Raw genomic sequence first — 24271 nt, 5'->3', positions numbered from 1 at the left:
GAGAGGAATCGTCCCAGAGCCATGAGTGTCAACATCTACTACGACGCCGACGCCGACCTGTCGATCATCCAGGGCCGCAAGGTCGCCGTGATCGGCTACGGCTCCCAGGGGCACGCGCACTCGCTGTCCCTGCGCGACTCCGGGGTCGAGGTGAAGATCGGTCTGCCGGAGGGCTCGAAGTCCCGGCAGAAGGCCGCCGACGAGGGCCTCGAGGTCGGCACGCCGGCCGAGGTCTCCGCCTGGGCCGACCTGATCATGGTCCTGGCGCCGGACACCAAGCAGCGCTCCATCTACACCCAGGACATCGAGCCGAACCTGAAGGCCGGCGACGCGCTGTTCTTCGGCCACGGTTTCAACATCCGCTACGAGCTGATCAAGCCCCCGGCGGACGTCGACGTCGCGATGGTCGCGCCGAAGGGTCCGGGCCACCTGGTCCGCCGCCAGTTCGTCGACGGCAAGGGCGTCCCGGCCCTGATCGCCGTCGAGCAGGACCCGTCGGGCAACGCCAAGGCGCTCGCCCTCTCCTACGCGGCCGGGATCGGCGGCGCCCGCGCGGGCGTCATCGAGACGACCTTCAAGGAGGAGACCGAGACCGACCTGTTCGGTGAGCAGGCCGTCCTCTGCGGCGGTGCCGCTGCCCTGGTCCAGACCGGGTTCGAGGTGCTCACCGAGGCCGGCTACGCCCCGGAGATCGCCTACTTCGAGTGCCTCCACGAGCTCAAGCTGATCGTCGACCTCATGTACGAGGGCGGCATCGCCAACGAGCGCTTCTCCATCTCCGACACCGCGGAGTACGGCGACCTCACCCGCGGCCCGCGCGTGATCACGCCCGAGGTGAAGAAGAACATGCAGGCCATCCTCAAGGAGGTCCAGGACGGGACCTTCGCGCGGGAGTGGGTGGCCGAGGACGAGAACGGCCGTCCGAACTTCACCAAGCTGCAGCAGCAGGGCCAGGAGCACCCGATCGAGCAGGTCGGCGAGAAGCTGCGCGGCCTGATGAGCTGGGTCGGCGAGAAGGCCAAGTGAGCAAGGCCAGGTGATCGACTGCCGGACGCGTCCGGCAGGATGAACCCCGCGGGCCCCAGACGGCCCGCGGATGCCCGGGTCCGGACGCACCCATCCGGACCAGGCGACGTGGAACCCCCGTACCGGCGACACCGGGCGGGGGTTTCGCGCGTCCGGGGCCGGGCGGGCGACCGGGGCTCCCGAGGGGGTCTCGCGGCTCACGTCGGCACCGCGCCGGGCCGTCCCGGCCCTAGGATGGCCGTGGCCCGACGCAACGTACGACCACCACCCGACCCCGGGAGCACCTTCACACCGTGAGCACCGTCGCCACTCACCCCCGTCCCGTCGTCCTGCTCGCCGAGAAGCTCGCGCCCTCCGCGGTCGAGCTCCTGGGCGACGGCGTCGAGATCCGCCACGTCGACGGCACCGACCGCCCGGCGCTGCTGAAGGAGATCGCCGACGCGGACGCGCTGCTGGTCCGGTCCGCGACCCAGGTCGACGCCGAGGCGCTCGCGGCCTCGACCCGGCTCAAGGTCGTCGCCCGCGCCGGTGTCGGCCTGGACAACGTCGACGTCGACGCCGCGACCTCGCGCGGCGTCATGGTCGTGAACGCGCCGACCTCCAACATCGTCTCCGCCGCCGAGCACGCGATCGCGCTGCTGCTGTCGGCGGCCCGGCACGTCCCCGCGGCGGACGCGTCGCTGCGGCAGGGGCAGTGGAAGCGGTCGTCGTACGGCGGGGTGGAGCTGAACGGCAAGACCGCGGGCATCGTCGGGCTCGGCAAGATCGGGCAGCTGGTCGCGCAGCGGCTGGCCGCCTTCGGGATGAAGCTGGTCGCCTACGACCTCTACATCTCGCCGTCCCGCGCCGCCCAGCTCGGCATCGAGCTGCTGGAGCTCGACGAGCTGCTCCGCACCGCCGACATGATCACGGTGCACCTGCCGAAGACCCCGGAGACGCTGGGGCTCATCGGCAAGGACCAGCTCGCGATCACCAAGCCGGGCGTGCTGATCGTGAACGCCGCCCGCGGCGGGCTGATCGACGAGGACGCGCTGGCCGAGGCCGTGCGCTCCGGGCACGTCGGCGGGGCCGGGGTCGACGTCTACGTCACCGAGCCGACGACCGCGAGTCCGCTGTTCGAGCTGGAGAACGTCGTCGTCACCCCGCACCTGGGCGCCTCCACCGCGGAGGCCCAGGACCGGGCGGGCACCGACGTCGCGCGCTCGGTGCAGCTGGCGCTGGCCGGCGAGTTCGTGCCGGACGCGGTGAACGTGCAGGTGCACGGCGCCGTCGGCGAGGAGGTCCGGCCGTGGCTGCCGCTGGTGCAGAAGCTGGGGACGACGCTGCACGCCGTCGCCGGGCGGACGCCGAGTTCGGTGACCGTCGACATCGCGGGCGAGCTCGCCGGTGAGGACGTCTCGGTGCTGTCGCTGGCCGCGCTGCGCGGGGTGTTCACCCACGTCGTCGAGGACCAGGTCACGTTCGTCAACGTGCCGCGGCTCGCCGAGGACCGTGGGGTCTCGGTCGACCTGGCCACCACCCCGGAGAGCGCCAACCACCGCAGCGTCGTGCAGCTGCGCGGGGCCATGCCGGACGGCGAGTCGATCACCGTGTCCGGGACCCTCACCGGCCGCGCCGAGGTGCAGAAGCTGGTCGAGATCAACGGGCGGCACTTCGACCTGCGGGCCGAGGGCGAGGTCGTCCTGCTCGAGTACACCGACCGGCCGGGCGTGATGGGCCGGGTCGGCTCGTTGCTGGGCGAGGCCGCGGTGAACATCGAGGCGGCGCAGATCTCGCAGACCACCGAGGGCACCGACGCGCTCATGCTGCTGCGGGTGGACCGGCACATCGACCCGGCGGTGCTGGAGCCGATCGGCGCCTCGGTCGGCGCGCGGACGATCCGGCTGATCTCCTTCGACGACTGATCTCCTTCGACGACCGAGCTCTGCGCGGCCGACCGGCCGGTTCCGCACTCGTCGGGGCCGGCCGGTTCCGCGGGCCGGTGGTCCTCCTACGGAATCGCTTCCCGAGGAAGCGATTCCGCAGGTCCCATGGGCCGGCCGGTGACGGGCCGCCCCGGATCAGGACGCGGGCGACCAGCCCATCGCCGGCCCCAGCTTCGTCGCGATGTCGGTGACGATCTGCAGGTAGTCGTCGTGCGGGAAGCCGAAGGGCAGGGCGAACACCGCCTCGCGCACCTCGCGGAACGCGGCGTGCGCGTAGAGGCCCTCGGCGATCTCGTCGGACGTCCCGACCAGGTCCCGTGCGAACAGCAGGCCGGCCGGGCCCTGCGGGATCCCGACGCGGGCGTTGCGCTGCTCCGCGTAGGCGGCGTAGCGCTCGCGCTGCTCGGGTGTCGCGGAGTCGGTCGGGACGACGACGAGCCCCTGCGACACCCGGCCGGCGGGGTTCGCCTCGCGGAACGCGCGGATCTGCCGCTGCTGGATCGCGGCGAAGTCGGTGTCGCCGTCGCCGGGGGCGCGGACGACGTTGCTGGTCAGCAGGTTCAGCCCCTGCTCGCCGGCCCAGGCCGCGGAGCTGTCGCTGCCGGCGCCGTACCAGACGCGGTCGATCAGGCCGGGGGAGTGCGGCTGCACCCGCTCCGAGAACGACTCGATGCCGACGGTCCCCGAGAACGTGCTTGCCGCGTCGCCCCGCACGAGGCGCAGCAGCCGCGAGACGCGTCCACGCCCGAAGTCCTCGACGTCGGCGGTGTCCGGGTAGAGCGCGTCGCGGACGTGCTCCCACTGCATCGGCGGGCCGACGCTGATGCCGGGGTTCAGCCTCCCGCTGGAGAGCACGTCGACGGTGGCGAGGTCCTCCGCGAGGCGCAGCGGGTTCTCCCAGCCGAGCGGGATCACGGCGGTGCCGAGGTCGATCCGCGACGTCCGCTGGGTCGCCGCCGCCAGCACCGCGACGGGCGAGGAGATGCCGAACTGGAGGTGCCGGTGCCGGACGAACGCGCTGTCGTAGCCCAGCCGTTCGCCGAGCTCGATTATCTCGAGGGTCGTCTCGTGCCCGGCGCGCGGGTCCGCGCCGTCGAACGAGCCGATGGTCAGGAAGCCGAGCCGGTCGAGCGGCTCCGAGGGCGTGGGCACAGCCGGGGCAACGCCGTCGGATCCTGCCTTCTTCCCGTGCCCGGCGCGTGGGCGATCCACCCGGACGGGGGAACCCGGAGGCGACCTTCCCGGCCAGTGGACCGGTGTGACTGGCGACACTGTTCCCCGGATCGGCCGCGTACGGGCGCTCGGACGACCGCGGGCCGCTCATCGTTCACCCGTCCGTGCGCACCCCACCGGGTGGCCGGACGATGACCCTGCGTCGGCAGGCGGTAGCGTGCGGCCAGCAGTACGACGAGAGGACGAGGTCATGCGCCTTGCGGTCATCCCCGGTGACGGCATCGGCCCGGAAGTGATCAACGAGGCACTGAAGGTCCTCGGAGAGGTCGCCCGCGACGTCGAGACGACCGAGTACGACCTCGGTGCCGCCCGCTGGCACTCCACGGGCGAGCTGCTCCCCGAGACGGTGCTGACCGAGATCAAGCAGCACGACGCGATCCTGCTCGGTGCGGTCGGTGACCCGTCGGTCCCGAGCGGCATCCTGGAGCGCGGACTGCTCCTGCGCCTGCGCTTCGAGCTGGACCACCACGTGAACCTGCGCCCGGCGCGGCTCTACCCCGGTGTCCGCAGCCCGCTGGCCGGCAACGCCGAGATCGACACGGTGGTCGTGCGCGAGGGCACCGAGGGGCCGTACGTCGGCACCGGTGGTCTGCTCCGGAAGGACACCCCGCACGAGGTCGCCACCGAGGTCAGCCAGAACACCGCGTTCGGCATCGAGCGGGTCGTCCGCGACGCGTTCGCCCGCGCCCAGCGCCGCCCGCGCCGGCACCTGACCCTGGTGCACAAGACCAACGTGCTGACCTACGCCGGTGCGCTCTGGTCGCGGATCGTGGAGGAGGTGTCGCTGGAGTACCCCGAGGTGTCGGTGGCCTACCAGCACGTCGACTCCACCACGATCCACATGGTCACCGACCCGGGCCGGTACGACGTGATCGTCACCGACAACCTGTTCGGCGACATCCTCACCGACCTCGCGGCCGCGGTGACCGGCGGGATCGGCCTCGCGGCCAGCGGCAACCTCGACGCGAGCCGGACCAACCCGTCGATGTTCGAGCCGGTGCACGGCTCCGCGCCGGACATCGCGGGCCAGGGCATCGCGGACCCGACGGCTGCCGTCCTGTCGGTCGCGCTGCTGCTCGACCACCTGGGACACCCCGACTCGGCCCGCCGGGTCGAGGCCGCGGTCGCCTTCGACCTCGCCACCCGGGACCACGCGGCGACGGGCAACACGTCGTCCATCGGTGACCGGCTGGCCGCGCTGGTGTCCAGCCGTGAGGTGGCTACTTCGTAGCCCGTGAGTGGTTATCGCGGTCCTGACCGCGATAACCACTCACGAGCGCCTACGGCGCCGTGGACGGCCCGGTCAGCATCGTGGCGCCGCCGGTCGCGAACTTCCCGACGTCGGCGACGGCGGCCTCGCCCTCCGGGCTGCCCATCGCGGCGCCGAACGCGGCCTGGTCGGCGAACTCCAGCGTCGCGACCAGGTGGTAGGCGGGCTGCGCGCCGTCCGGTGCCGGCTGCGGGCGGCTGACGGTCAGTCGCTGCAGACCTGGGAGCGCCTTGGCCAGCGGGGTGTGGGTGCCGTCATAGTACTCGTCGAACGCCTTCGGGTCGTCCGGGTGGTGGTACAGGACGGTGAGCTGGTACACGATGCGCGACCTCCTTCGCCGCCGGAGCCTCGGTGCGCCGGCACGATCACCTTGACGCATCCCGGCGCCTCCCGCACCACCCTCGCGGTGGGGGTGGATACGCTGACGGCACCATGAGTACTCCAGCCCAGGTCCGGGTGCGGTTCTCGCCGTCCCCGACCGGAATCCCGCACGTCGGTCTCATCCGCACCGCCCTGTTCAACTGGGCGCACGCCCGCCACCACGGCGGCTCGCTGGTGTTCCGTATCGAGGACACCGATGCCCAGCGGGACTCCACCGAGTCCTACGAGGCCCTCCTCGACGCGCTCACCTGGCTCGGGCTGGACTGGGACGAGGGCGTCGAGAGGGGCGGCCCGCACGGGCCGTACCGGCAGAGCGAGCGCGCCGAGGTCTACGCCGACGCGCTGCGCCGGCTGATCGACGGCGGCGAGGTCTACGAGTCGTTCTCCTCCGGGGAGGAGATCGAGGCCCGCCACCGCGCCGCAGGCCGTGACCCGAAGCTCGGCTACGACAACGCCGACCGCGACCTCACCGACGAGCAGAAGCAGGCGTTCCGCGACGACGGCCGCACGCCCGTCTACCGGCTGCGGATGCCCGACCGCGACATCACCTTCACCGACCTCGTCCGTGGCGAGATCACCTTCAGGGCCGGCCAGGTGCCGGACTTCGTGCTCGCCCGCGGCGACGGCACTCCGCTGTACCCCCTGACCAACCCCGTCGACGACGCGCTGATGGAGATCACGCACGTGCTGCGCGGCGAGGACCTGCTCGCCTCGACGCCGCGGCAGATCGCCCTGCTGGAGGCGCTGGCGCGGGTCGGCATCGGCCACGGGCCCTTCACCTACGCGCACCTGCCGCTGGTGACGGGTGAGGGCAACCGCAAGCTCTCCAAGCGCGACCCGCAGTCGAACCTGTTCCACTACCGCGACCGCGGTTTCGTGCCCGAGGGCCTGCTCAACTACCTCGCCCTGCTCGGCTGGTCGATCGCCGAGGACAGGGACGTGTTCTCGCTGCAGGAGATGACCGAGGCCTTCGACGTGTCCCGGGTGTCGAGCAACGCCGCCCGGTTCGACATCAAGAAGGCCGAGGCGATCAACGCCGCGCACCTGCGGCTGCTCGCCCCGGACGACTTCGCCGCCCGCGTCGTGCCCTACCTCGCGGCCGAGGGGATCGAGGTGACCGACGCCGACCAGGAACTCCTCGCCGCCGCCGCACCGCTCGTGCAGGAGCGCAGCCAGGTGCTCTCGGACGCGGCCCGGATGCTCGCCTTCCTGTTCCGCGACGAGGACACCTTCACCCCCGACGAGGACGCCGCCACCAAGAACCTGGGTGCCGACGCCGCCCCGGTCCTCGAGGCCGCCGTCGCCGGGCTCTCCTCGCTGGAGGCGTGGGACGCCGCGGTCATCGAGGAGTCGCTGAAGACCTCGCTCGTCGACGGGCTGGGACTCAAGCCGCGGAAGGCGTTCGCGCTCGTGCGCGTCGCGATCAGCGGGCGGACCGTGTCGCCGCCGCTCTACGAGAGCATGGAGCTGCTCGGCCGCGAGCGGTCGCTCGCCCGGCTGGGGGCCGGTGTCAGGCGCTCCCAGGGCATGGTTTAGAGTAGTCGTATCACGGAGATCGGGGCCCGGCCGCGAGCAAGTGAGCGGCCGAGCTCCGATTTTCGATGGGGTATAGTGTAATCGGCAGCACGACTGATTCTGGTTCAGTTAGTCTAGGTTCGAGTCCTGGTACCCCAGCGGGAGCCGTTTGTCGCTCGTTCGACATCTCGGTTTCTGGCACATCGGAATCATCTCGTCTCGGTCCCGTCGTCTAGCGGCCTAGGACGCCGCCCTCTCAAGGCGGTAGCGCGGGTTCAAATCCCGTCGGGACTACCACGCGAGATGTACATATCGCGTCCGAGCCACGGTTCGTGGTTCGGCATCGGAGATCGATTCCGATGTCCTGGTCCCGTCGTCTAGCGGCCTAGGACGCCGCCCTCTCAAGGCGGTAGCGCGGGTTCAAATCCCGTCGGGACTACTCTGGTCGAAGGCCCCTGCTGCTCGGAGCGGGGGCCTTCGTCGTGTCCGGGGCCCGGTCGTCGGTCGCGGTGTCCTCCTCCTCGTGCAGCGTGCCCCACCGGCACGCCGTCTCGGGCTGCCTCTGGCATCTACTTCCCAAGTCGCGTACGCTTTCCATATCGCAAGTTTATGCCGATGTAGATGAGGAGTCCCCAGATGTCCGACACGCCCGAGCTCGACCAGGTCGCCGACGCGCGACGACGGATCGCGGCCCACGCCGGGTTCCCCCTCGCTTACTGGGTGCTCCTCGGGGTCGCCCTGGTGTTCATCGCCGGGCTCCCGATCTGGTCGAACCTGCTGAACCTCGATCCGGCGTACACGTCGTGGGCGCTCGCGGCGATCGGTATCGCCTCGGCGGTCTACTCCGTCCTCCGGCGCCGCCGGTCGGGGGTCCACCTCCCCAAGCGGATCGGCGCCTACCCCAGCGCCCGGCCGAGTTGGATGATCGGGCTCGCCATCGCGCTCGCCGGGTTCATCGTGATCAACCTGCTGGTCCGTGAGGAGCAGCAGACGATCGCGTTGCTCGTGCTCCCGGTCGTCGCGGTGGGGGTGTTCGTCGCACAGGTCAGGACCCGGTCGGCGATGCGGCGGGACATCGAGGCGGGCCGGGTCAGGCCGTGACCGGGGACGACGTCGAGCAGGACCCGACACCCGATCCCGGTGACCGTGCGGGCCGTGAACCGATCTTCGAGACCGGGCCCCGCCTGGCGTTGTGCGCGCTGCTGCAGGGCGCCGAGTGGGTCGACTTCGCCACCGCCCGCGACATGCTGGGCGCCAGCGACTCCGCGGTCTCCAAGCACAGCCGGACGCTCGAGGAGGCCGGCTACCTCGAGGTGCGCAAGGGGTCGGTGGGGCGTCGGCCCCGGACCTGGTTCCGGCTCACGCCGGACGGTCAGGACGCGATCCGCAGGCACCTCGACTGGCTCGCCGGTCTGCGCAGCGCGCTGGACACGCCCTGAGCGTGGCGGCGGTCCGTGCCGGCTACCGGCGGAACAGGTCGCCGTCGAGGTAGCGCTCCCAGTCGGCGTCCTCGAGCCCGTGGCCGCCGGACCGCAGGTGGTAGCTCATGCCGGGCCTGCGGAACACCTCGTTCTCGGCCGGGGGCCAGCTGCGCGACGGCAGGCCGGTGTCACCGAGCCCGTACAGGTCGTAGACGGGTGCCGCGCCGAGGTAGGACAGGAACTCGCCCTGGGGGTCGGCGTTGGCGTCCTCGGTGGCGCTGCCGACGACGACCCGGCCGGGCGCGATCAGGGCCAGGAGCTGGTTCTGGTCGACCGGGAGCGAGCCCGCGTCGCCCGCGTAGCGGCGGTAGGTCTCGGGGAACCAGTGCGGGAACTGCTCGGTGATCGCCGCGATCGACTCGCCACTGCCGTCCCGGCGGGCCGACTTGGCACCGGCGGCGCCGGAGTTGTTGGAGATGACCACCGGGAACCGGGGATCCTGGGCACCGGCCCACAGCGCGGCCTTGCCGCCCCGCGAGTGACCGATCACCGCCACCGTCGACGGATCGATGGCCGGATCGGTCTCCAGGACGTCCATCGCCCGGCTGGCGCCCCACGCCCACGCGCTGATCGTGCGGCCTGCGTCCGCGGGCAGGTCCTCCCCGGCGGGGAAGAACGCGTCGATCACACCGTTCCGGTAGCCGGCAGGGTCGTCGGGGGCGACCTCCTCCGCGTCGAGGATCGTCGCGACCGGCGCGTAGCCCGACGTCGAGCCGGGATCGTCGCCGACCGAACCACGGTGGTCGATCAGCAGGAACGTGCCCTTCGGCCGGCCCTGCCCGGGGACGAACGTCCGCAGGGTGAACTCGGCCGTCCCCTCCGGCCCGGTGACGCCGATGGTCACCCTGCGGGCGGCGCCCGGTGCCGCGGGTCCGGCACCGTCGTCGACGGTCATGTCGAGGGGCTCGGGCAGGCTCTGGCCGTAGACGTGCTCCCGGAAGGCCGCCAGGAGCTCGGGTCGCCGCCGATTCTCCCAGGTCGCGATGTCGTCGACTCGGGCGCCGTCGTCCAGCACCAGCGGGTCCGGGACGGCGTCGTCGCCGTCCGGAGGTTCGGCACGCACCCCGGACGTCTGCGGCACGACGGCGGCGGTGGTGTGCCACGGCGGCGGCTCGGTGCCGGGGCGGGACGATCCGGCCGCGGGCAGGACCGCGGCGGCCGCGACGAGTGCGACGACGAGTGCCGCGGCTCCGGTCGCGCCGCTCGCCGGCCGGCGGGGTGTGGTCGGACCCGGTCCGGGTCCCCGGGTGCGGGGTGCTGGCACGGCGCTCTCTCCGCGTCGGGACGGCGGTCGGGACCCTCCGGTCGGGGGCCGGCCCGTCGTCGTGCTCCAGGTCGTGGCGTCGACCGTTCCGGCCCCGTCGGGACCGCGATCTCGGGTGGACCTGGTCGTCCCGGACGTGAGGGGGCGTGTCCGGTCGACGGGCACACCGTCGCACCGCAGCGGGCCGATCCGGTGCCGGTCCGCCGATGATCGGGAGGGCCGGGGGGAATCCCTCGCCACGCCGGCCGGCCGCCGTGCGACGGCGCGCTCGCGACTAGCGGGGCTCCGGCCGGGGCACCGGCTGGATCGTCATCGAGCCCGAGGGCTCCGGCGTCGGCGTGGAGCTCGTCGGGTCGGGCGGATCCGGGTTGTCGTCGGTCGGCGGCGGGTCCTGCGTCGTCGGTGCCGGGGGCGGCGGGGGCGGCGGCGGTACCACCTCCTCCGACGTCGTCCGGGGGGTCGACGTGCGTTCCCGGGTCGGCTCCGGCTGCCGGGTGGTCGGCTGCTCCTCGGTCGTCGTCGGCGGGGCCTCCGCCGTCGTCGGCATCGCCGGCAGCTCCGGGGTCGCGTTGCTGACGGTCCGGTCCTGCGGCCAGAAGAAGACCGCACCCAGCACCGCCAGCGCTGCCACGACACCGCCCGCACCGATCAGCAGTGCGGGGGACCGGGGCGCGCCGGCGGGTTCGGGAGAGACGGTGGTCTCGCCGTCGTCGTAGGAGCCGGGGTAGCCGTAGACCGCCGTGCCCGGGTCGGCGCCGGGGTGCCCGCCGTACGGCGGTGGGACGACCGGGAGCCGGTCGGTCGGCGGGTCGGCGTTCGCGCCGTCGAGGTACGCGGTCCGGTCGCCGTCCACGGCCGTGACCGGACCGCCGGTGGGCATCCGGTCGGTCAGCGGTTCGCTGCTCTCCCACGGGAGCGGGCCGGGGTCGTCGGCGAGCGAGGCGGCACCGGCGCCGGGAGGCCCGAGGGGGCCGGACGCACCGAGAGCGCCGAGGGCACCGGCGGCGCCGGCTGCACCGGCGGCTCCGGCGAGGAGGTCGGGACCGGCGGGCGACGGCGCGGCCGTCGCCGGGTCCACCGGGCCGAGGGCGACGACCGCGCCCTTGCCGATCGCGTTCTTCGGGTCGGCGTCGACCTGCACGGGGCGGCCGAGGCCGGACGACACCAGCTGGGCGACCAGCGGCACCCGTGACGACCCGCCGACGAGCAGCACCACCGACGGCCCGGACGCCGCCAGCCCCGCGGACGCGATCGCCCGCTGCAGGGCGTCGACCGACTCGTCGAGCCGGGGGCGGATGCGGTCCTCGAAGTCGCTGCGGTGCAGGCGGACCGTCGTCCGGACCTCGCCCAGCCAGACCGGGATCGAGACCTCGGTGTCCGCCGAGAGCGCCTCCTTGGCCTCGCGGCAGTCGCGCCGCAGCCGGGCCATCTGGGCCAGCACGTCGGGATCCGACTCGTCGAGCGCCTCGAACGCCTGCGGCACCGCGTCGCGGACGTGGTCGACGACGGCCTGGTCGAAGTCGGCACCGCCGAGCTGCTCGACGCCCTCGGGCCGGCCGAGCAGGGTGAACAGCGTCCCGCCGATCACCGTCCCGCCGGTGTCGGTGGTCCCCGCGGCCTCCTTGCGGACGACGGCGGCGTCGAACGTCCCGCCGCCCAGGTCGTAGACGGCGACCGTCGCGCCCGCCTCCACGCGTTCGTTCGTCGCGTAGTGCAGGGCGGCGGCCTGCGGCTCGGTGAGGAAGGTGACGGCGAGGCCGCGCTGGGCCAGTGCACCGGCGAAGAGGTCGCGCTTGTGCGCGCCCCAGGACGCGGGGTGGGTCACGGCGACCCGCTCGGCGGGACCGCCCTCGACCCGGGCCACGATGTCGACGACGTGCCCGGCGAGCAGCGCGGACAGCTGCTCGGCGGTGAAGGCCTGCTCGCCCAGCGGGATCGGCGTCGGGTCGCCGATGCGGCGCTTGAACTCCCGGGCCACCCGGTCCGGCTCGGTCAGCGCGCGGCGCTCGGCGGCCTCGCCGAACAGCAGTGATCCTTCGGGGGCGGCGTACACGACGGACGGGATGTCGACCGAGTGGTCACCGAGGGTGACCATCTCCGGGCCGGGGCTGCCGGAGCGGATGACCGCGGCCGCCGTCCTGGTCGTGCCGACGTCGATGCCCAGCAGGTAGCCCATCGTCTCCCCGGAATGCACTCCACGTCACAGGTGCCCGGCCAGGTGCCGGACCACCACACGGTAGTGGGACGCCTTCCGGTCCAGGACCCCGGGGCTCAGGCGAGCCGGTGCTGCAGGGCGTCGGCCGCGGCGAGCAGGTCGGCCGCCCACCGGACCCCCGGGCGCCTGCCGATCCGCTCCACCGGCCCCGACACCGACACCGCGGCCACGACCTGGCCCGTCGCGTCGCGGACCGGCGCGGACACCGACGCGACGCCGGCCTCGCGCTCGGCGACGCTCTGTGCCCAGCCGCGGCGGCGGACGTCGACCAGCACGCGGTCGGAGAACGTGGCCTCGGAGAGGATGTGGCGCTGGGTCGGGGTGTCGCACCAGGCGGCGAGCACCTTCGCGCCGGACCCGGCCGTCATCGGGAGCCGGGAGCCGACCGGCACGGTGTCCCGCAGGCCGGAGGGCGGCTCGGCGTGCGCGATGCAGATGCGGTGGACGCCGTCGCGCCGGTAGAGCTGGACGCTCTCACCGGTGATGTCGCGCAACCGCGGGAGGACGGCGGCCGCGGCGTCGAGCAGCGGGTCCGGCCGCCCGCCGGCGAGCTGGCCGAGCGTCGGCCCGGGGTGCCACCGGCCGTCGGGGGTGCGCAGCAGCATCCCGTGCGCCTCGAGCCCGACGGCGAGCCGGTGCGCCGTCGCGCGGGGGAGGCCGGTGCGTTCACAGAGCTCGGCCAGCCCACACGGGCCCTCCGCCGTCGCACGGAGAACCCCCACCGCCTTGTCGAGCACGCCGATCCCGCTAGACTGTCCCACGAAGCGATACTAGCTTCCCACGATCTGGGAAGTCCACCGAACTGGACGGTGTCGCGGACCACCACACGAGAGATCGACGAGAGGGAGGCGGCGTGAGCACCGACGCGAAGCCGCGCACGCTGGCCGAGAAGGTCTGGGACCGGCACCTCGTCCGCAAGGGCGAGGGCGACGAGCCCGACCTGCTCTACATCGACCTGCACCTGGTGCACGAGGTCACCAGCCCGCAGGCGTTCGACGGGCTCCGGCTCGCCGGCCGGAAGGTCCGCCGCCCGGACCTCACCATCGCCACCGAGGACCACAACGTACCCACCCTCGACGTCCTCTCCCCGATCGCCGACGAGGTGTCCCGTACCCAGGTGGACACCCTGCGCCGCAACTGCGACGAGTTCGGCGTCCGGCTGTACCCGATGAACGACCCCGAGCAGGGGATCGTGCACGTCGTCGGGCCGCAGCTCGGGCTGACCCAGCCGGGCACGACCGTCGTCTGCGGGGACTCGCACACCTCCACGCACGGCGCGTTCGGTGCGATGGCGTTCGGCATCGGCACCTCCGAGGTCGAGCACGTCATGGCGACCCAGACGCTGCCGCTGAAGCCGTTCCGGACGATGGCGATCAACGTCAACTCCTCCGACGGTACCCTGCGCCCGGGCGTGACCAGCAAGGACGTCATCCTCGCCGTCATCGCGAAGATCGGCACCGGCGGCGGCCAGGGGCACGTGCTGGAGTACCGCGGCAACGTGATCGAGAACCTCTCGATGGAAGCCCGGATGACGGTGTGCAACATGTCGATCGAGGCGGGCGCGCGGGCGGGCATGATCGCTCCCGACGCGACGACGTTCGCCTACCTCGAGGGCCGCGACCACGCGCCGTCCGGTGCGGACTGGGACGCCGCCGTGGAGGACTGGCGGTCCCTGCGCACCGACGACGGTGCCGAGTTCGACCGCGTCGTCGACATCGACGCCGACGACCTGACCCCGTTCGTCACCTGGGGCACCAACCCCGGGCAGGGGCTGCCGCTGGGCGCCTCGGTGCCGGACCCGGAGCGGATCACCGACGAGGGTGAGCGTGCGTCGGTCGAGAAGGCCCTGTCCTACATGGGCCTGACCGGCGGCACCCCGCTGCGCGACGTGAGCGTCGACGCCGTCTTCGTCGGCTCCTGCACCAACGGCCGGATCGAGGACCTCCGCTCGGTCGCGCAGATCCTGGACGGGCGGACGATCGCGAAGGGCGTCCGGATGCTCGTCGTCCCGGGGTCGATGCGGGTGCGGTTCCAGGCCGAGGAGGAGGGCCTGGACGCGATCTTCACGACGGCCGGTGCCGAGTGGCGCTCCGCCGGGTGCTCGATGTGCCTGGGCATGAACCCGGACCAGCTCGCCCCGGGTGAGCGGTGCGCGTCCACGTCGAACCGCAACTTCGAGGGCCGGCAGGGCAAGGGCGGGCGGACCCACCTGGTGTCGCCGCTGGTGGCCGCCGCGACCGCCGTCCGCGGCACCCTGAGCTCGCCCGAAGACCTGGACTGAGAGGACCGCGACAGATGGACAAGTTCGAGACCCACACCGGGATCGGCGTGCCGCTGCGCTGGTCCAACGTGGACACCGACCAGATCATCCCGGCCGTGTACCTGAAGCGGGTCACGCGGACCGGCTTCGAGGACGGGCTGTTCTCGGCGTGGCGGCAGGACCCGTCGTTCGTGCTCAACAACGAGCCGTACGACCGTGGGTCCGTGCTGGTCGCCGGCCCTGACTTCGGCACCGGGTCGTCGCGGGAGCACGCCGTCTGGGCGCTGATGGACTACGGCTTCCGGGTCGTGGTCTCGGCGCGGTTCGCCGACATCTTCCGCGGCAACTCGGCCAAGGCCGGCCTGGTCGCCGCCCAGGTCGAGCAGTCCGACGTCGAGCTGATCTGGAAGAAGCTCGAGAACGAGCCCGGGACCGAGGTCACGGTCGACCTGGGGGAGAAGACGATCCAGGTCGGCGACCTGACCGTCACCTTCGACATCGACGACTACGCGCGGTGGCGGCTGCGGGAGGGACTCGACGACATCGGGCTCACCCTGCGCCACGAGGACGCGATCACCGCGTTCGAGGGAACCCGCCCGGAGCGGATGCCGCGCACGACGGCCTGAGGTTGCAGCGGGTGGCCGCCGTCCGCACCCCCGGGTGTGGCGGCGGTCACTCACATGGACCTGTTCCGACGGAGGGTATGCGAGCTGGACTCCCGGCGGGATCTGGTGCGGGGCAGGGGCGGAGCCCTACCGTTCGTGACCATGAACAAGGCTCAGCTCGTCGATGCGCTGACCACCCGGCTCGGTGACCGTCGCGCGGCGGCCGAGGCCGTGGACGCGATGGTCGACGTCATCGTGGACACCGTCGGCGCCGGTGGCACGGTCACCCTGACGGGGTTCGGGGTGTTCGAGCCCCGGCGGCGGGCGCCGCGGACCGCGCGCAACCCGCGGACCGGGGAGACGGTCCCGGTCGCCGAGACGGTGGTGCCGTCGTTCCGTCCGGGGGCCGCGTTCAAGGAACGGGTCGCGGACAGCGAGGCCGCCGCGGCGGGCGCGACGAGCGCGCCGCGTCGTGCCCCGCGCGAACGCGCCGCCTCGGACGGGGCCACGGGGGCCTCGGCCGACGCGTCGGCGAGCGCACCGGCCACCGGGGCCGCGTCGTCGGGGTCGCGGACGAGGTCCGCCCCCGCACGGGGATCCGGGGCGAAGCGGACGCCGGCCCGGAGCAACGCCGCCGGGAGCGCGGCGAAGGGCTCGGCCGCGAAGGGTGCCGCCGCTAAAGGCACTGCGGCGAAGACCGGTACGGCCGCTAAGGGCACTGTGGCGAAGACCGGTACGGCTGCGAAGACCGATACGGCTGCGAAGAGCACGGCGAAGACCGGCACAGCCGCGAAGAGCACATCCGCGAAGAGCGGCACGGCGGCGAAGACCGGCACGACCGCGAAGAGCACCGCTGCGAAGGGTGCATCGGCGGACGGCGCGGCTCCCACGAGCGCGGCTTCGACGAGCGCTCCCGCGAAGGGCGCGAGCGCGAAGGGTGCGGGGAGCACGGGGGCGTCCACGGGTCGCGCCGCGAAGGGTGCCGGCGCGAAGAGCGCGTCGGGTGGGCGCAGCACCCGGACCACCGCCACCAGGAAGACCGTCCCGCCGGACACGAGCGCGCCGGGTGCCGGCGACGCGGCGGGCAGGCCCGCGACCCGCCGGAGCGCGGGAGCCGCGAAGAAGTAGCGCGTCCCGGGCCCGGCCCGCGCGGCGGCGACGTCCCGCGGGCGCCGTCGGCGACCCCGGCGCCGGTCATCGGGGCCGCGCCGCGGGACGAGTCCGGGTGGCCCCCGCCCCGGGGCGGCGGGTTCGGCCGGGCCGACGTCGATTCCGGAGGGCGGTGGCGGACCCGGGCCCGCGCACCCGGCCGGCGGTGCTCCCGCCGACAGCTGTACCCCTGCGCTCATTCCTTGATCGAATTGTTCGTCGGCCGGTCTGTCCGAAGGTGAATCGTCGTGGTCCGGTGCCGGGTGACGTGTACGCGGAAAGATCCGGAACCCGCCACGAAATGTCTGGTTCGCGACGGAGGGTTCGATTCCGGATCCGCGTGATCCACCGTTCCGAACGGATCATGCACATCGTGCAGCCTGTGTCGTCGCTGGTCCACGCGCCGTAGAGCGTCTCCTCCCTCTGTCATACAGGCCCTGGTCCTCGGGCTGCGGGGATCGTCCCGGCAACGTCGGGCCAGTGCGCCGGACGTACCAGTCCGACTCCGTCGTTCGGGCTCAGAATCGGGTCGCATACACAATTCTGGGGTGCTGGACCGCCGCCTTCGCTAACACCGGCGTCGTGCCGGGCGAATCGACGTGTACCGCGCCGGTGCGAACCGGGGAATCGGTATCCGGGTCAATTTCCGTGGGTGGGGGCACTCGTGGGGCCGGCGCGCGTCGGAGGTGGGTAATGATCGGGAACGCCGTGACGGTCGGGGGGATCCGGGACCAGGTCCCGCGATGGCTGCCCGGCGTGCGGGCCTGGATGGTCGTCCCGTCCCTCGACGGCCTCCTGCTGCTGACCCCGGTCCTCTGGAACCCCGACCAGTGGAAGGCGGTCGTCGTGCACGCGGTGCTCGGCGTCCTCCTGCTGACCGGGGCCCGCCGCTACCGGGCCCGGCTCCAGCTGGGTGCCCTCGACGAGCTGCCCTCGATCGTCGGCCGGATGCTGATCGCGACCGGGATCGTGGCCGCCGTCATCGCCGCCCGGCACGAGCAGCAGTCCGCGGTCGTGTTCCTGACCAACGCCGCGCTCGTCACCGCGCTGGTCGTCCTCGGGCGTGCGCTCACGACCGCGCTGATCGCCTGGTCCCGCCGGAACCGGATCAGCCGGCACCGGGGGATCCTCATCGGCGGCGGACCGCTCGCCGCGGGGCTCGCCGACATCACCCGGCACGACCCGGGCTACGCGCTGGAGGTCGTCGGGTACGTCGACGACGGCCCGTCCCAGCCCGACCCGCCCGACGTGCCGTGCTGGGGCAAGGTCACCGATCTCGACGCCACCGTCCGGCGGACCGGGGCCGACGTCCTGATCGTCGCCGACGGGGCGTTCTCCGAGCGGGAGGTGCTCGACGCCGTCCGGGCACCGGCCTGCGCGGCGTGCGACCTGCTCGTCGGCCCGCGGTTGCACCACTTCCAGACCCAGGGTTCGTCGGACCGGATCGGGTCGATCCCGGTGATGCGGATCCTGACGCCGTCGCTGCGGGGGCCGTCCCGGCTCGTGAAGCGGATCTTCGACCTCGTGCTGTCGGGGGCCGCGCTGGTCGTGCTCTCCCCGGTCGTCGCGCTCGCCGCGCTGGCCACCCGGTGGGAGAGCGGGCCCGGGGTGATCTTCCATCAGGAGCGCGTCGGCCGGGACGGACGGGTGTTCGACTGCCTGAAGATCCGCACCCTGACCCCGCGCGACGCCCAGGACTCCGGCCAGACGTGGTCGGTCTCGCACGACGACCGGGTGGGACCGGTCGGCCGGTTCCTCCGCCGGACCTCGATCGACGAGCTGCCCCAGTTGTGGAACATCCTGCGCGGGGACATGTCGCTGGTCGGGCCCCGTCCGGAGCGCCCGTTCTTCGTGGACCGGTTCACCGCCGACTTCGACCGGTAGGGCCACCGGCACCGCGTGCAGGCCGGTCTGACCGGGCTCGCGCAGGTCAACGGGCTGCGCGGGGACACCTCGATCGCCGACCGGGCCCGCTACGACAACCACTACATCGAGAACTGGACGCTCTGGCTGGACCTGAAGATCGTGTTGCGGACCTTCGCCCAGGTCCTCCTGGCCCGGGGCCGGTAGAGCGCCGGTGGGAGAGAGGATGCCGGTCCTGGATCGGCCGACCGGCGTCCCGGAGCACGCCCCGGCGTCCACGGTGGCCGGATCGCGGCCGGTCCGCGCCGCGCTCGTCCCGCTCGCCGCGCTCGCCACCGGATGGTCGTCGGCCGTGCACCGGCCCGCCCCCCCTGGTGGCGGCGATGCTGGTGTTGCTGTGCGTGCCGCTCCGGATCGACGCCGGCGGATCCGCCTTCGGCCCCGGCGACCTCGCCTCGGTCGTCCTCGTGGGCGTGGCCGCGACGGCGTACGTCCGCTCCGGTCCGCCGCTCGCCCGTCCACTGGTGCTGCTGTTCGGGGGTGTGCTGCTGGGCGGGGCGCTCGCCACGCTCACCGCGTACGACCCGACGGGCAGCCTGGTCGGGCTCGTCCGCTACCTCCAGCTGTTCGTGCTGGTGCCGCTCGCCGTCGTCGTGGCGATCCGGTCCGTCCGCGACGCGCGGCTCGTCGTCGGGGCGCTGATCGGGATCGCGGCGCTGCAGGGTGCGTCCGGGCTGTGGCAGGTCGCCACCGGCGACGGCGCGTCGTTCGGCGGGGCGCCGATCCGCGCGGTGGGCACCTTCGGCGCGAGCGACGTCATCGCGATGTCGGCGGTGGTCGGCACCGGCCTGGTGGCCTGCGTGGCGTTCGCGACGACGACGCGGGGCCGGGAGCGGGCCTGCTGGATCGCGTTGTCGGTCGTCCTGCTGGTGCCGCTGGGGCTCTCGCTGAGCCGCGGCAGCTGGATCGCCACCGGGATCGCGGTGCTGCTGGTCCTGGCGCTGGCCGGGCGGCGGGTGCTCCTGGTGTCGCTGGCCGTCGCGCCGGCCTGGGCCACGGTGCTCGTCGGCGGCTTCGGGATCGGCTCCGCGGTGCTGGCCGAGCGGCTCGACTCGATCACCGGTGCGGTCGGGACGCCGGACTCGTCGGTCACCGACCGGTACGACCTGTGGGAGACGGCGCTGTCGATCTGGCGGGACCACCCGTGGACCGGGGTCGGGATCAAGGCCTTCCCGCTGTTCCGGGACGGGCACGCGCCGATCGGTCTGAGCTCGGGCAGCGACATCGAGGGGGCCGGGTCCGGGTTCGCCCGGCAGGCACTGCTGTCCCCGCACAACCAGTACCTGCTCGTCCTGTCCGAGCAGGGGATCCTGGGGGCCGGTGCGTTCGCCGCGCTGGTGCTGGTTCTGACGGTCGGCGCCGTCGTGGTGCTCCGGCGGTGCCCGGCACCGGTGCGGGGGATCGGTGCGGCGACGGCCGGGCTGATGCTCTGGCAGGCGGTCCAGTTCACCTACGGCGATCTCGGCGGCCCGTCGAGCCTGCTCACCTCGACGGTGATCGGGCTGGCGGGATGGTGGGTGTTCGGCCGGTGGACGGCGCCGGCCCTGACCGACGCGGAGCGGACGGCCCGGGTGCGCGCGGTCCGGCCGAGGAGGGCCGAGCCGGGAACGGTCGCCGCCGCGGTGGTCGACGGCCGGGTGCCCGGGGCGCGGCCCGCGCCGTCCGGGCCCGCCGTTCCCGCGCCCCGCCCGCCGGGCGCGGTGCCACCCCGGACCGGAACCCCGCGCCCGGAGAACCCGGACACCCCGGACCCCGACTCCGGGCGCGCGGTCGCGCGGGCCGCCGCGCTCTCGGCGGCCCTGGCCGCGGCCGGATCGCTCCTGGGGCTCGTCCGCGACCTCCTCGTCGCCGCCTTCTTCGGCGCCACCGGCGAGACCGACGCGTTCCTGGTCGCCTGGACCGTCCCGGAGACCCTCGCGCCCCTGCTGATCGAGGGAGCGATGGCGTTCGTGCTGGTCCCGGCGTTCGGCCGGGCCCTGGTGGCGGCCGAGGAGCGCCGCCGGACCACCCGCCTGCTGGGCGTGCCGAGCATGTCCGACCCGGTCGCCGAGCTGATCGAGAGCACCCTGCCCGTGGTCCTCGTGGCGCTCACGCTGCTCGGGGCGGTGACCGGGCTGGGGGCGCCGTGGCTGATCGCCGTCCTCGCCCCGGGGCTGACCGACCCGGCGCTGGCGGTGCTCTGCATGCGCGTCGTCGCGATCACGATCCCGCTGCTCGGCGCGGCCGGCTACCTCGCGGCGGCACTGCGGACGCACCACCGGTTCGCGGCGCCCGCCGCCATCTACCTGGCCTACAACGCCGGGATCGTCGGCACCGTCCTGCTCACCCGCGAGTCCCTCGGGGTGGTCGGCGCGGCGCTCGGGATCTCGGTCGGTGCCGCACTGATGGTGCTGGTGCAGCTGCCGTCGGCCCGCCGGGTGCTGCCCCGCATGCGGGCGTTCTCGCTGCACAGGCGCACGACGCTGTTCACCTTCGCCGCGGTGCTGCCCGTCGTCGCCTACACGCTGTCCCGGCAGGCGCAGACGTTCGTCGAACGCTTCGCCGGTTCGGGGCTCGCCGAGGGCACGATCTCGCACCTGAACTACGCGCAGAAGGTCGCCCAGATCCCGATCACGTTGTCCTTCATGGCGGCCGCCGTCACCTTCCCGATCTTCGCGCGCAGCGTGGCCGCCGGCCGGCGGGACGACGCCCGGCGCCGGATGGAGGTCGACGTCCTGGCCATCGGCACGGTCGCGATGGTCGTCGCCGTCTACCTGTGGATCTTCGGCCCGGCGGTGGTCGGGACGCTGTTCGAGCGGGGCGCGTTCACCGCCGCGGACACCGCGGCGACCGTCGCGATCCTGCGGGTCTACGTCCTCGGGCTGCTCGGGCAGGCGCTGGTGAACCTGCTCGTGCGGCCGTACTACACGTTCGACGGCCGGGTCTGGTTCCCGGCGGTCGCGATGGGGGCCGGACTGGCGGTGACCGTCGGTGCGACGTTCCTGCTGGTCGGGCCGTTCGGCGCGGCCGGGATCGCCGGCGCGAACGCCGCCGGCATCTCGCTGACCGCGCTGCTGCTGGTCGTCGGGTCCGGCCGCAGGCTGCCGGTGGCGCCGGGGCAGGCGGGCTACGAGCGGCTCGCCGCCGTCGGGCTGCCCGCCGCGGCGGCCGCGGCGGGCGCCGGATACCTGGTCTCCGGTCCGCTGGCCGGGCTGCCCGTCGTCGTCCAGGCGGCCGTGGGCGGGGTGGTCGTGCTCGCGGCCGCCGCGTCCGTCCCGCTGCTCGTGCACGCCGTCCGCCGGCGCCGGCCGGCGAGGAGGACCTGATGCGCCGCCCGTTCATCCTCATGTACCACTCCGTCGGCCGGATCGGCGACGACCCGCACCGGCTCACCGTCACCCCGGAACGGCTCGACGCGCAGCTCGCGGCGCTGCGTGCGCAGGGCCTGCGGGGACGGCCCATCCGGGACCTCGCGGCGAGCGGCGGCCGGGTCGTCGGGCTGACCTTCGACGACGGCTACGCCGACTTCCTCACCGAGGCGGTCCCGGCGCTGCAGGCGCACGGCTGCACCGCCACCGTGTTCGCGCTGGCCGGCCTGTTCGGCCGGGACAACGAGTGGGACCCCGACGGTGACCGGAGACCGTTGCTCGACGTCGCCGGGCTGCGTGCGGTCGAGGACGCCGGCATGGAGGTCGGCTCGCACGGGCTGCGGCACCGGCACCTGCCGCTCCTGGAGCCCGACGAGCTCGCCGACGAGGTCCGGACGAGCCGGAACCGGTTGTCGCTGGTCCTCGGCCGTCCGGTCGACGGGTTCGCCTACCCCTACGGCGAGCTGGGCGGACGCGAGGTCGAGGCGGTCCGCCGGGCCGGGTACCGCTACGCCTGCGCGGTCGACCCGCGCGGGTCGGCCGCGGCCGGGATCCACGCGCTGCCCCGCAGCTACGCGGGGCAGCGCGACACCGGGCCGCGGCTGCTCGCCAAGCGGCTCCGGCACGCCGGACGGGTGGCGGTGTCGTCATGAGGGTGCTGCATGTGATCACCGGGCTGAACGCGGGCGGGGCGGAGCAGTGGCTCCGGACGCTGGTCGGGAACAGCCGCCACGACAACGAGGTGCTGGCCCTGTCCGAGCCGGGGGTGCTCGCCGAGGCCCTGTGCCGGACGGGCGTGCGGGTGTCCTGCGCCGGGATGCGCGGCAACCGGGACGTGCTCGCCGCGGTGGGCCTGGTCGGCCGGATCCGGGCGCGGCGGCCGGACGTCGTCCACACGCACCTGTTCCGGGCCCAGCTCTACGGCGCGCTCGCCGCCCGGCTCGCCGGGGTCCGCACGGTGGTCAGCACCGAGCACTCGCTGAACCGGACCCGGATCGAGGGCCGGCCCACCACGCGTCCCGGGGTGCGGCTGCTCTACCGGGTCGGTGCGGCCTGCACCGACCGCACCGTCGCGGTGTCCCGGCCGGTCGCCGACCTGCTCGCGGACGGATGGACGCGGGCGGACCGCACCGTCGTCGTCCCGCTGGGGATCGACCGGCAGACGTTCGTCTTCGACCCGGCCGCCCGGCGCCGGGTACGGGACCGGCTGGGCGTGCCGCCGGACGTGCCGCTCGTCGGCGGGGTCGGACGGCTGGTGCCGGGGAAGCGGTTCGAGGTGCTGCTCGACGCCGTCGCCCACCTGCCCGGGGCGCACGTCGTCGTCGCCGGTGCCGGGCCGGAACGCGACCGCCTGCTCCGCCGGGCCGCCCACCTCGGGATCGCGCACCGGGTGCACCTGCCCGGCGAGGTGGCGGAGCCGGCTCCGCTGCTGTGCGCGATGGACGCCTTCGCCTCCCCGTCGGCCGAGGAGACCTTCGGCATGGCCGTGCTGGAGGCCCTCGCCTCCGGCCTCCCGGCGGTGTACGTGCGGTGCCCCGCGCTGGAGGGCGGCCCGCCCGTGCCCGGCGCGGTGCACGTCGGACCGGGCACCGACGAGCTCACCGCGGCGCTGCGCGCGGCGCTGCTGCGGGGGCCGTGGGCGCGGCGGCCGCCGCCCGGGCTGGACCGGTTCGACCCGGCCGTGGCGGCCCGCACGATCGACGACCTCTACGACGAACTCGTCCGCGGCGGGGGCCGCGGGCACGGCGTCCGGACCGGACGCGGAACGAGGAGCAACCGATGATCGCTTTCCGACGGAACCTCGACCGGCTGGCCGCGCGCTGGCTGCTGGTCGTGCTGCTCGTCCTGCTCGGCGCCGGTGCCGGGCTGCTCTACACGTACCTGACGCCACCGACGTACCGGTCGTCCGCGCTGGTCGTGGCGACCGAGCTGCAGCCCGGCGGGGACCGCCGCGACGTCAGCTTCGGGCAGGCGTACGGCCGGCTGATCGACCAGCAGGGCATCCTGACCTCCGCCGCCGAGGCCGCGGGGACGACCGTCGAGGAGGCCCGGAACTCGCTGGCCTCCTCCACGTCGCCGGAGAGCCCGATGATCGAGATCACCGGCACCGGGGCCACCCCGGTGGCGGCGGCGGACATGGTGAACGCGGCCGCGGCGGCGATCGTCGACACCGCGGGGACACGCCTCGGCGACACCGGGGTCCGGCTGCTCGTCCTGAGCCCGGGGGTGCCGCCGGACCAGCAGATCTCGCCCGACCTGACCGTCGACGTCGCGGTCGGCGGGGCCGCCGGGTTCCTGCTCGGCGGCCTGCTGCTGCTCGGCGGCCCCGCCACCCGTCGTCGCGACGGCGGGCCGGGCGTCCCGTGGCAGCGCCGCAACGACCGGCCGTGGCCCCCGGAACCGGCGCCCGGTCCGGCACTCGGCCCGGCACCCGGCCAGGCACTCGGCCCGGCGCCCGGTCCCGTCGCGGACACGGGCGACACGACCCGCCCGGTCCCCACCCCGGAGCGGGCGGAACGCAACGGGGCGGCCCCCTCGCCCACCCCCCGGCGGTGACGGAGGTGCGGCACACGGATGCGGGGCCGTCGTCCCCGCTGCGCGGCCGACCGGCCGACGACGTCGCCGACCCGGCGTTCTGGGCGCTGCCCGAACAGGAGCGGGCGGACGCGTTTGCCCG

Annotated in this window: 18 protein-coding genes, 3 tRNA genes and 1 pseudogene; 17 read left to right on the top strand and 5 right to left on the bottom strand. The window is 73.8% G+C overall.

The window, feature by feature from the left end; genetic code table 11:
• Positions 1–21 precede the first annotated feature (21 nt).
• Positions 22–1026: a ketol-acid reductoisomerase gene (gene ilvC / locus Ae150APs1_RS09850; RefSeq protein WP_010244175.1), complete on the top strand. Its 1005-nt coding sequence runs from the start codon at positions 22–24 to the stop codon at positions 1024–1026.
• 293 nt (positions 1027–1319) lie between these two features.
• Positions 1320–2930, top strand: coding sequence for a phosphoglycerate dehydrogenase (serA, locus tag Ae150APs1_RS09845; RefSeq protein ID WP_075297100.1), 1611 nt, complete (start codon positions 1320–1322; stop codon positions 2928–2930).
• A gap of 156 nt (positions 2931–3086) precedes the next feature.
• Here serA and Ae150APs1_RS09840 read toward each other — a convergent pair whose 3' ends face one another.
• Positions 3087–4103 (bottom strand): LLM class flavin-dependent oxidoreductase, encoded by a 1017-nt coding sequence (locus Ae150APs1_RS09840; RefSeq protein WP_075297098.1) that lies wholly within the window; start codon positions 4101–4103, stop codon positions 3087–3089.
• A 271-nt stretch (positions 4104–4374) separates the two neighbouring features.
• Between Ae150APs1_RS09840 and Ae150APs1_RS09835 the strand changes: the two genes are divergently transcribed.
• Positions 4375–5415, top strand: a complete 1041-nt coding sequence (locus Ae150APs1_RS09835) for a 3-isopropylmalate dehydrogenase (protein ID WP_075297096.1) — start codon at positions 4375–4377, stop codon at positions 5413–5415.
• A 49-nt stretch (positions 5416–5464) separates the two neighbouring features.
• Here Ae150APs1_RS09835 and Ae150APs1_RS09830 read toward each other — a convergent pair whose 3' ends face one another.
• On the bottom strand, positions 5465–5773 hold the full coding sequence (locus tag Ae150APs1_RS09830; RefSeq protein WP_075297094.1) for an EthD family reductase: 309 nt from the start codon (positions 5771–5773) through the stop codon (positions 5465–5467).
• A gap of 113 nt (positions 5774–5886) precedes the next feature.
• Between Ae150APs1_RS09830 and gltX the strand changes: the two genes are divergently transcribed.
• The 6 genes from gltX (at position 5887) to Ae150APs1_RS09800 (ending at position 8789) form a co-directional block, all read left to right on the top strand.
• Positions 5887–7371, top strand: a complete 1485-nt coding sequence (gene gltX, locus Ae150APs1_RS09825; protein WP_075297092.1) for a glutamate--tRNA ligase — start codon at positions 5887–5889, stop codon at positions 7369–7371.
• 66 nt (positions 7372–7437) lie between these two features.
• Positions 7438–7509 (top strand) — tRNA-Gln (locus Ae150APs1_RS09820).
• Positions 7510–7571: 62 nt separating this feature from the next.
• Positions 7572–7647: transfer RNA gene (locus tag Ae150APs1_RS09815), tRNA-Glu, on the top strand.
• 69 nt (positions 7648–7716) lie between these two features.
• Positions 7717–7789: transfer RNA gene (locus Ae150APs1_RS09810), tRNA-Glu, on the top strand.
• A 197-nt stretch (positions 7790–7986) separates the two neighbouring features.
• Entirely contained in the window at positions 7987–8451 is a 465-nt protein-coding gene (locus Ae150APs1_RS09805) for a hypothetical protein (protein WP_075297090.1), read from the top strand.
• Positions 8448–8789: a transcriptional regulator gene (locus tag Ae150APs1_RS09800; protein WP_075297088.1), complete on the top strand. Its 342-nt coding sequence runs from the start codon at positions 8448–8450 to the stop codon at positions 8787–8789. Before Ae150APs1_RS09805 ends, Ae150APs1_RS09800 begins: the two co-directional genes overlap by 4 nt.
• Before the next feature lie 22 nt (positions 8790–8811).
• Here the strand turns inward: Ae150APs1_RS09800 and Ae150APs1_RS09795 are convergent, their stop codons facing one another.
• From Ae150APs1_RS09795 to Ae150APs1_RS09785, 3 genes are all read right to left on the bottom strand, one after another.
• On the bottom strand, positions 8812–10095 hold the full coding sequence (locus tag Ae150APs1_RS09795) for an acetylxylan esterase (protein ID WP_249266282.1): 1284 nt from the start codon (positions 10093–10095) through the stop codon (positions 8812–8814).
• 274 nt (positions 10096–10369) lie between these two features.
• Positions 10370–12271: an Hsp70 family protein gene (locus Ae150APs1_RS09790; protein WP_075297086.1), complete on the bottom strand. Its 1902-nt coding sequence runs from the start codon at positions 12269–12271 to the stop codon at positions 10370–10372.
• A 95-nt stretch (positions 12272–12366) separates the two neighbouring features.
• Complete coding sequence (locus Ae150APs1_RS09785) at positions 12367–13071, bottom strand: IclR family transcriptional regulator (protein WP_050802284.1); 705 nt, start codon at positions 13069–13071, stop codon at positions 12367–12369.
• Positions 13072–13163: 92 nt separating this feature from the next.
• On the opposite strand from Ae150APs1_RS09785, the gene leuC reads away from it, so the two are divergent.
• From leuC to Ae150APs1_RS09745, 8 genes and pseudogenes are all read left to right on the top strand, one after another.
• Positions 13164–14591, top strand: coding sequence for a 3-isopropylmalate dehydratase large subunit (leuC, locus tag Ae150APs1_RS09780; RefSeq protein ID WP_060575045.1), 1428 nt, complete (start codon positions 13164–13166; stop codon positions 14589–14591).
• A gap of 14 nt (positions 14592–14605) precedes the next feature.
• Positions 14606–15196 carry a 3-isopropylmalate dehydratase small subunit gene (gene leuD, locus Ae150APs1_RS09775; RefSeq protein ID WP_075297084.1) on the top strand — a complete coding sequence of 197 codons (591 nt, stop codon included), beginning with the start codon at positions 14606–14608 and terminating at the stop codon, positions 15194–15196.
• Between the two features lie 54 nt (positions 15197–15250).
• Complete coding sequence (locus Ae150APs1_RS09770) at positions 15251–16303, top strand: HU family DNA-binding protein (protein ID WP_349289878.1); 1053 nt, start codon at positions 15251–15253, stop codon at positions 16301–16303.
• A gap of 714 nt (positions 16304–17017) precedes the next feature.
• Positions 17018–18394 (top strand): annotated as a pseudogene (locus Ae150APs1_RS09765) (sugar transferase).
• Positions 18395–18570: 176 nt separating this feature from the next.
• Positions 18571–21552 carry a lipid II flippase MurJ gene (locus tag Ae150APs1_RS09760; protein ID WP_139316856.1) on the top strand — a complete coding sequence of 994 codons (2982 nt, stop codon included), beginning with the start codon at positions 18571–18573 and terminating at the stop codon, positions 21550–21552.
• The gene (locus Ae150APs1_RS09755; protein ID WP_075297080.1) at positions 21552–22247 is read left to right on the top strand and encodes a polysaccharide deacetylase family protein; all 696 of its coding nucleotides are present in this window, start codon (positions 21552–21554) and stop codon (positions 22245–22247) included. The genes Ae150APs1_RS09760 and Ae150APs1_RS09755 overlap by 1 nt, the downstream gene beginning before the upstream one ends.
• Positions 22244–23377: a glycosyltransferase gene (locus tag Ae150APs1_RS09750; protein ID WP_075297078.1), complete on the top strand. Its 1134-nt coding sequence runs from the start codon at positions 22244–22246 to the stop codon at positions 23375–23377. Before Ae150APs1_RS09755 ends, Ae150APs1_RS09750 begins: the two co-directional genes overlap by 4 nt.
• Positions 23374–24150: a Wzz/FepE/Etk N-terminal domain-containing protein gene (locus Ae150APs1_RS09745; protein ID WP_075297076.1), complete on the top strand. Its 777-nt coding sequence runs from the start codon at positions 23374–23376 to the stop codon at positions 24148–24150. The genes Ae150APs1_RS09750 and Ae150APs1_RS09745 overlap by 4 nt, the downstream gene beginning before the upstream one ends.
• The last annotated feature ends 121 nt before the right edge of the window (positions 24151–24271 follow it).

The organism is Pseudonocardia sp. Ae150A_Ps1 (assembly GCF_001932315.1).
Classification (GTDB): domain Bacteria; phylum Actinomycetota; class Actinomycetes; order Mycobacteriales; family Pseudonocardiaceae; genus Pseudonocardia.
This window is presented reverse-complemented; position numbering and strand designations above follow the sequence as displayed.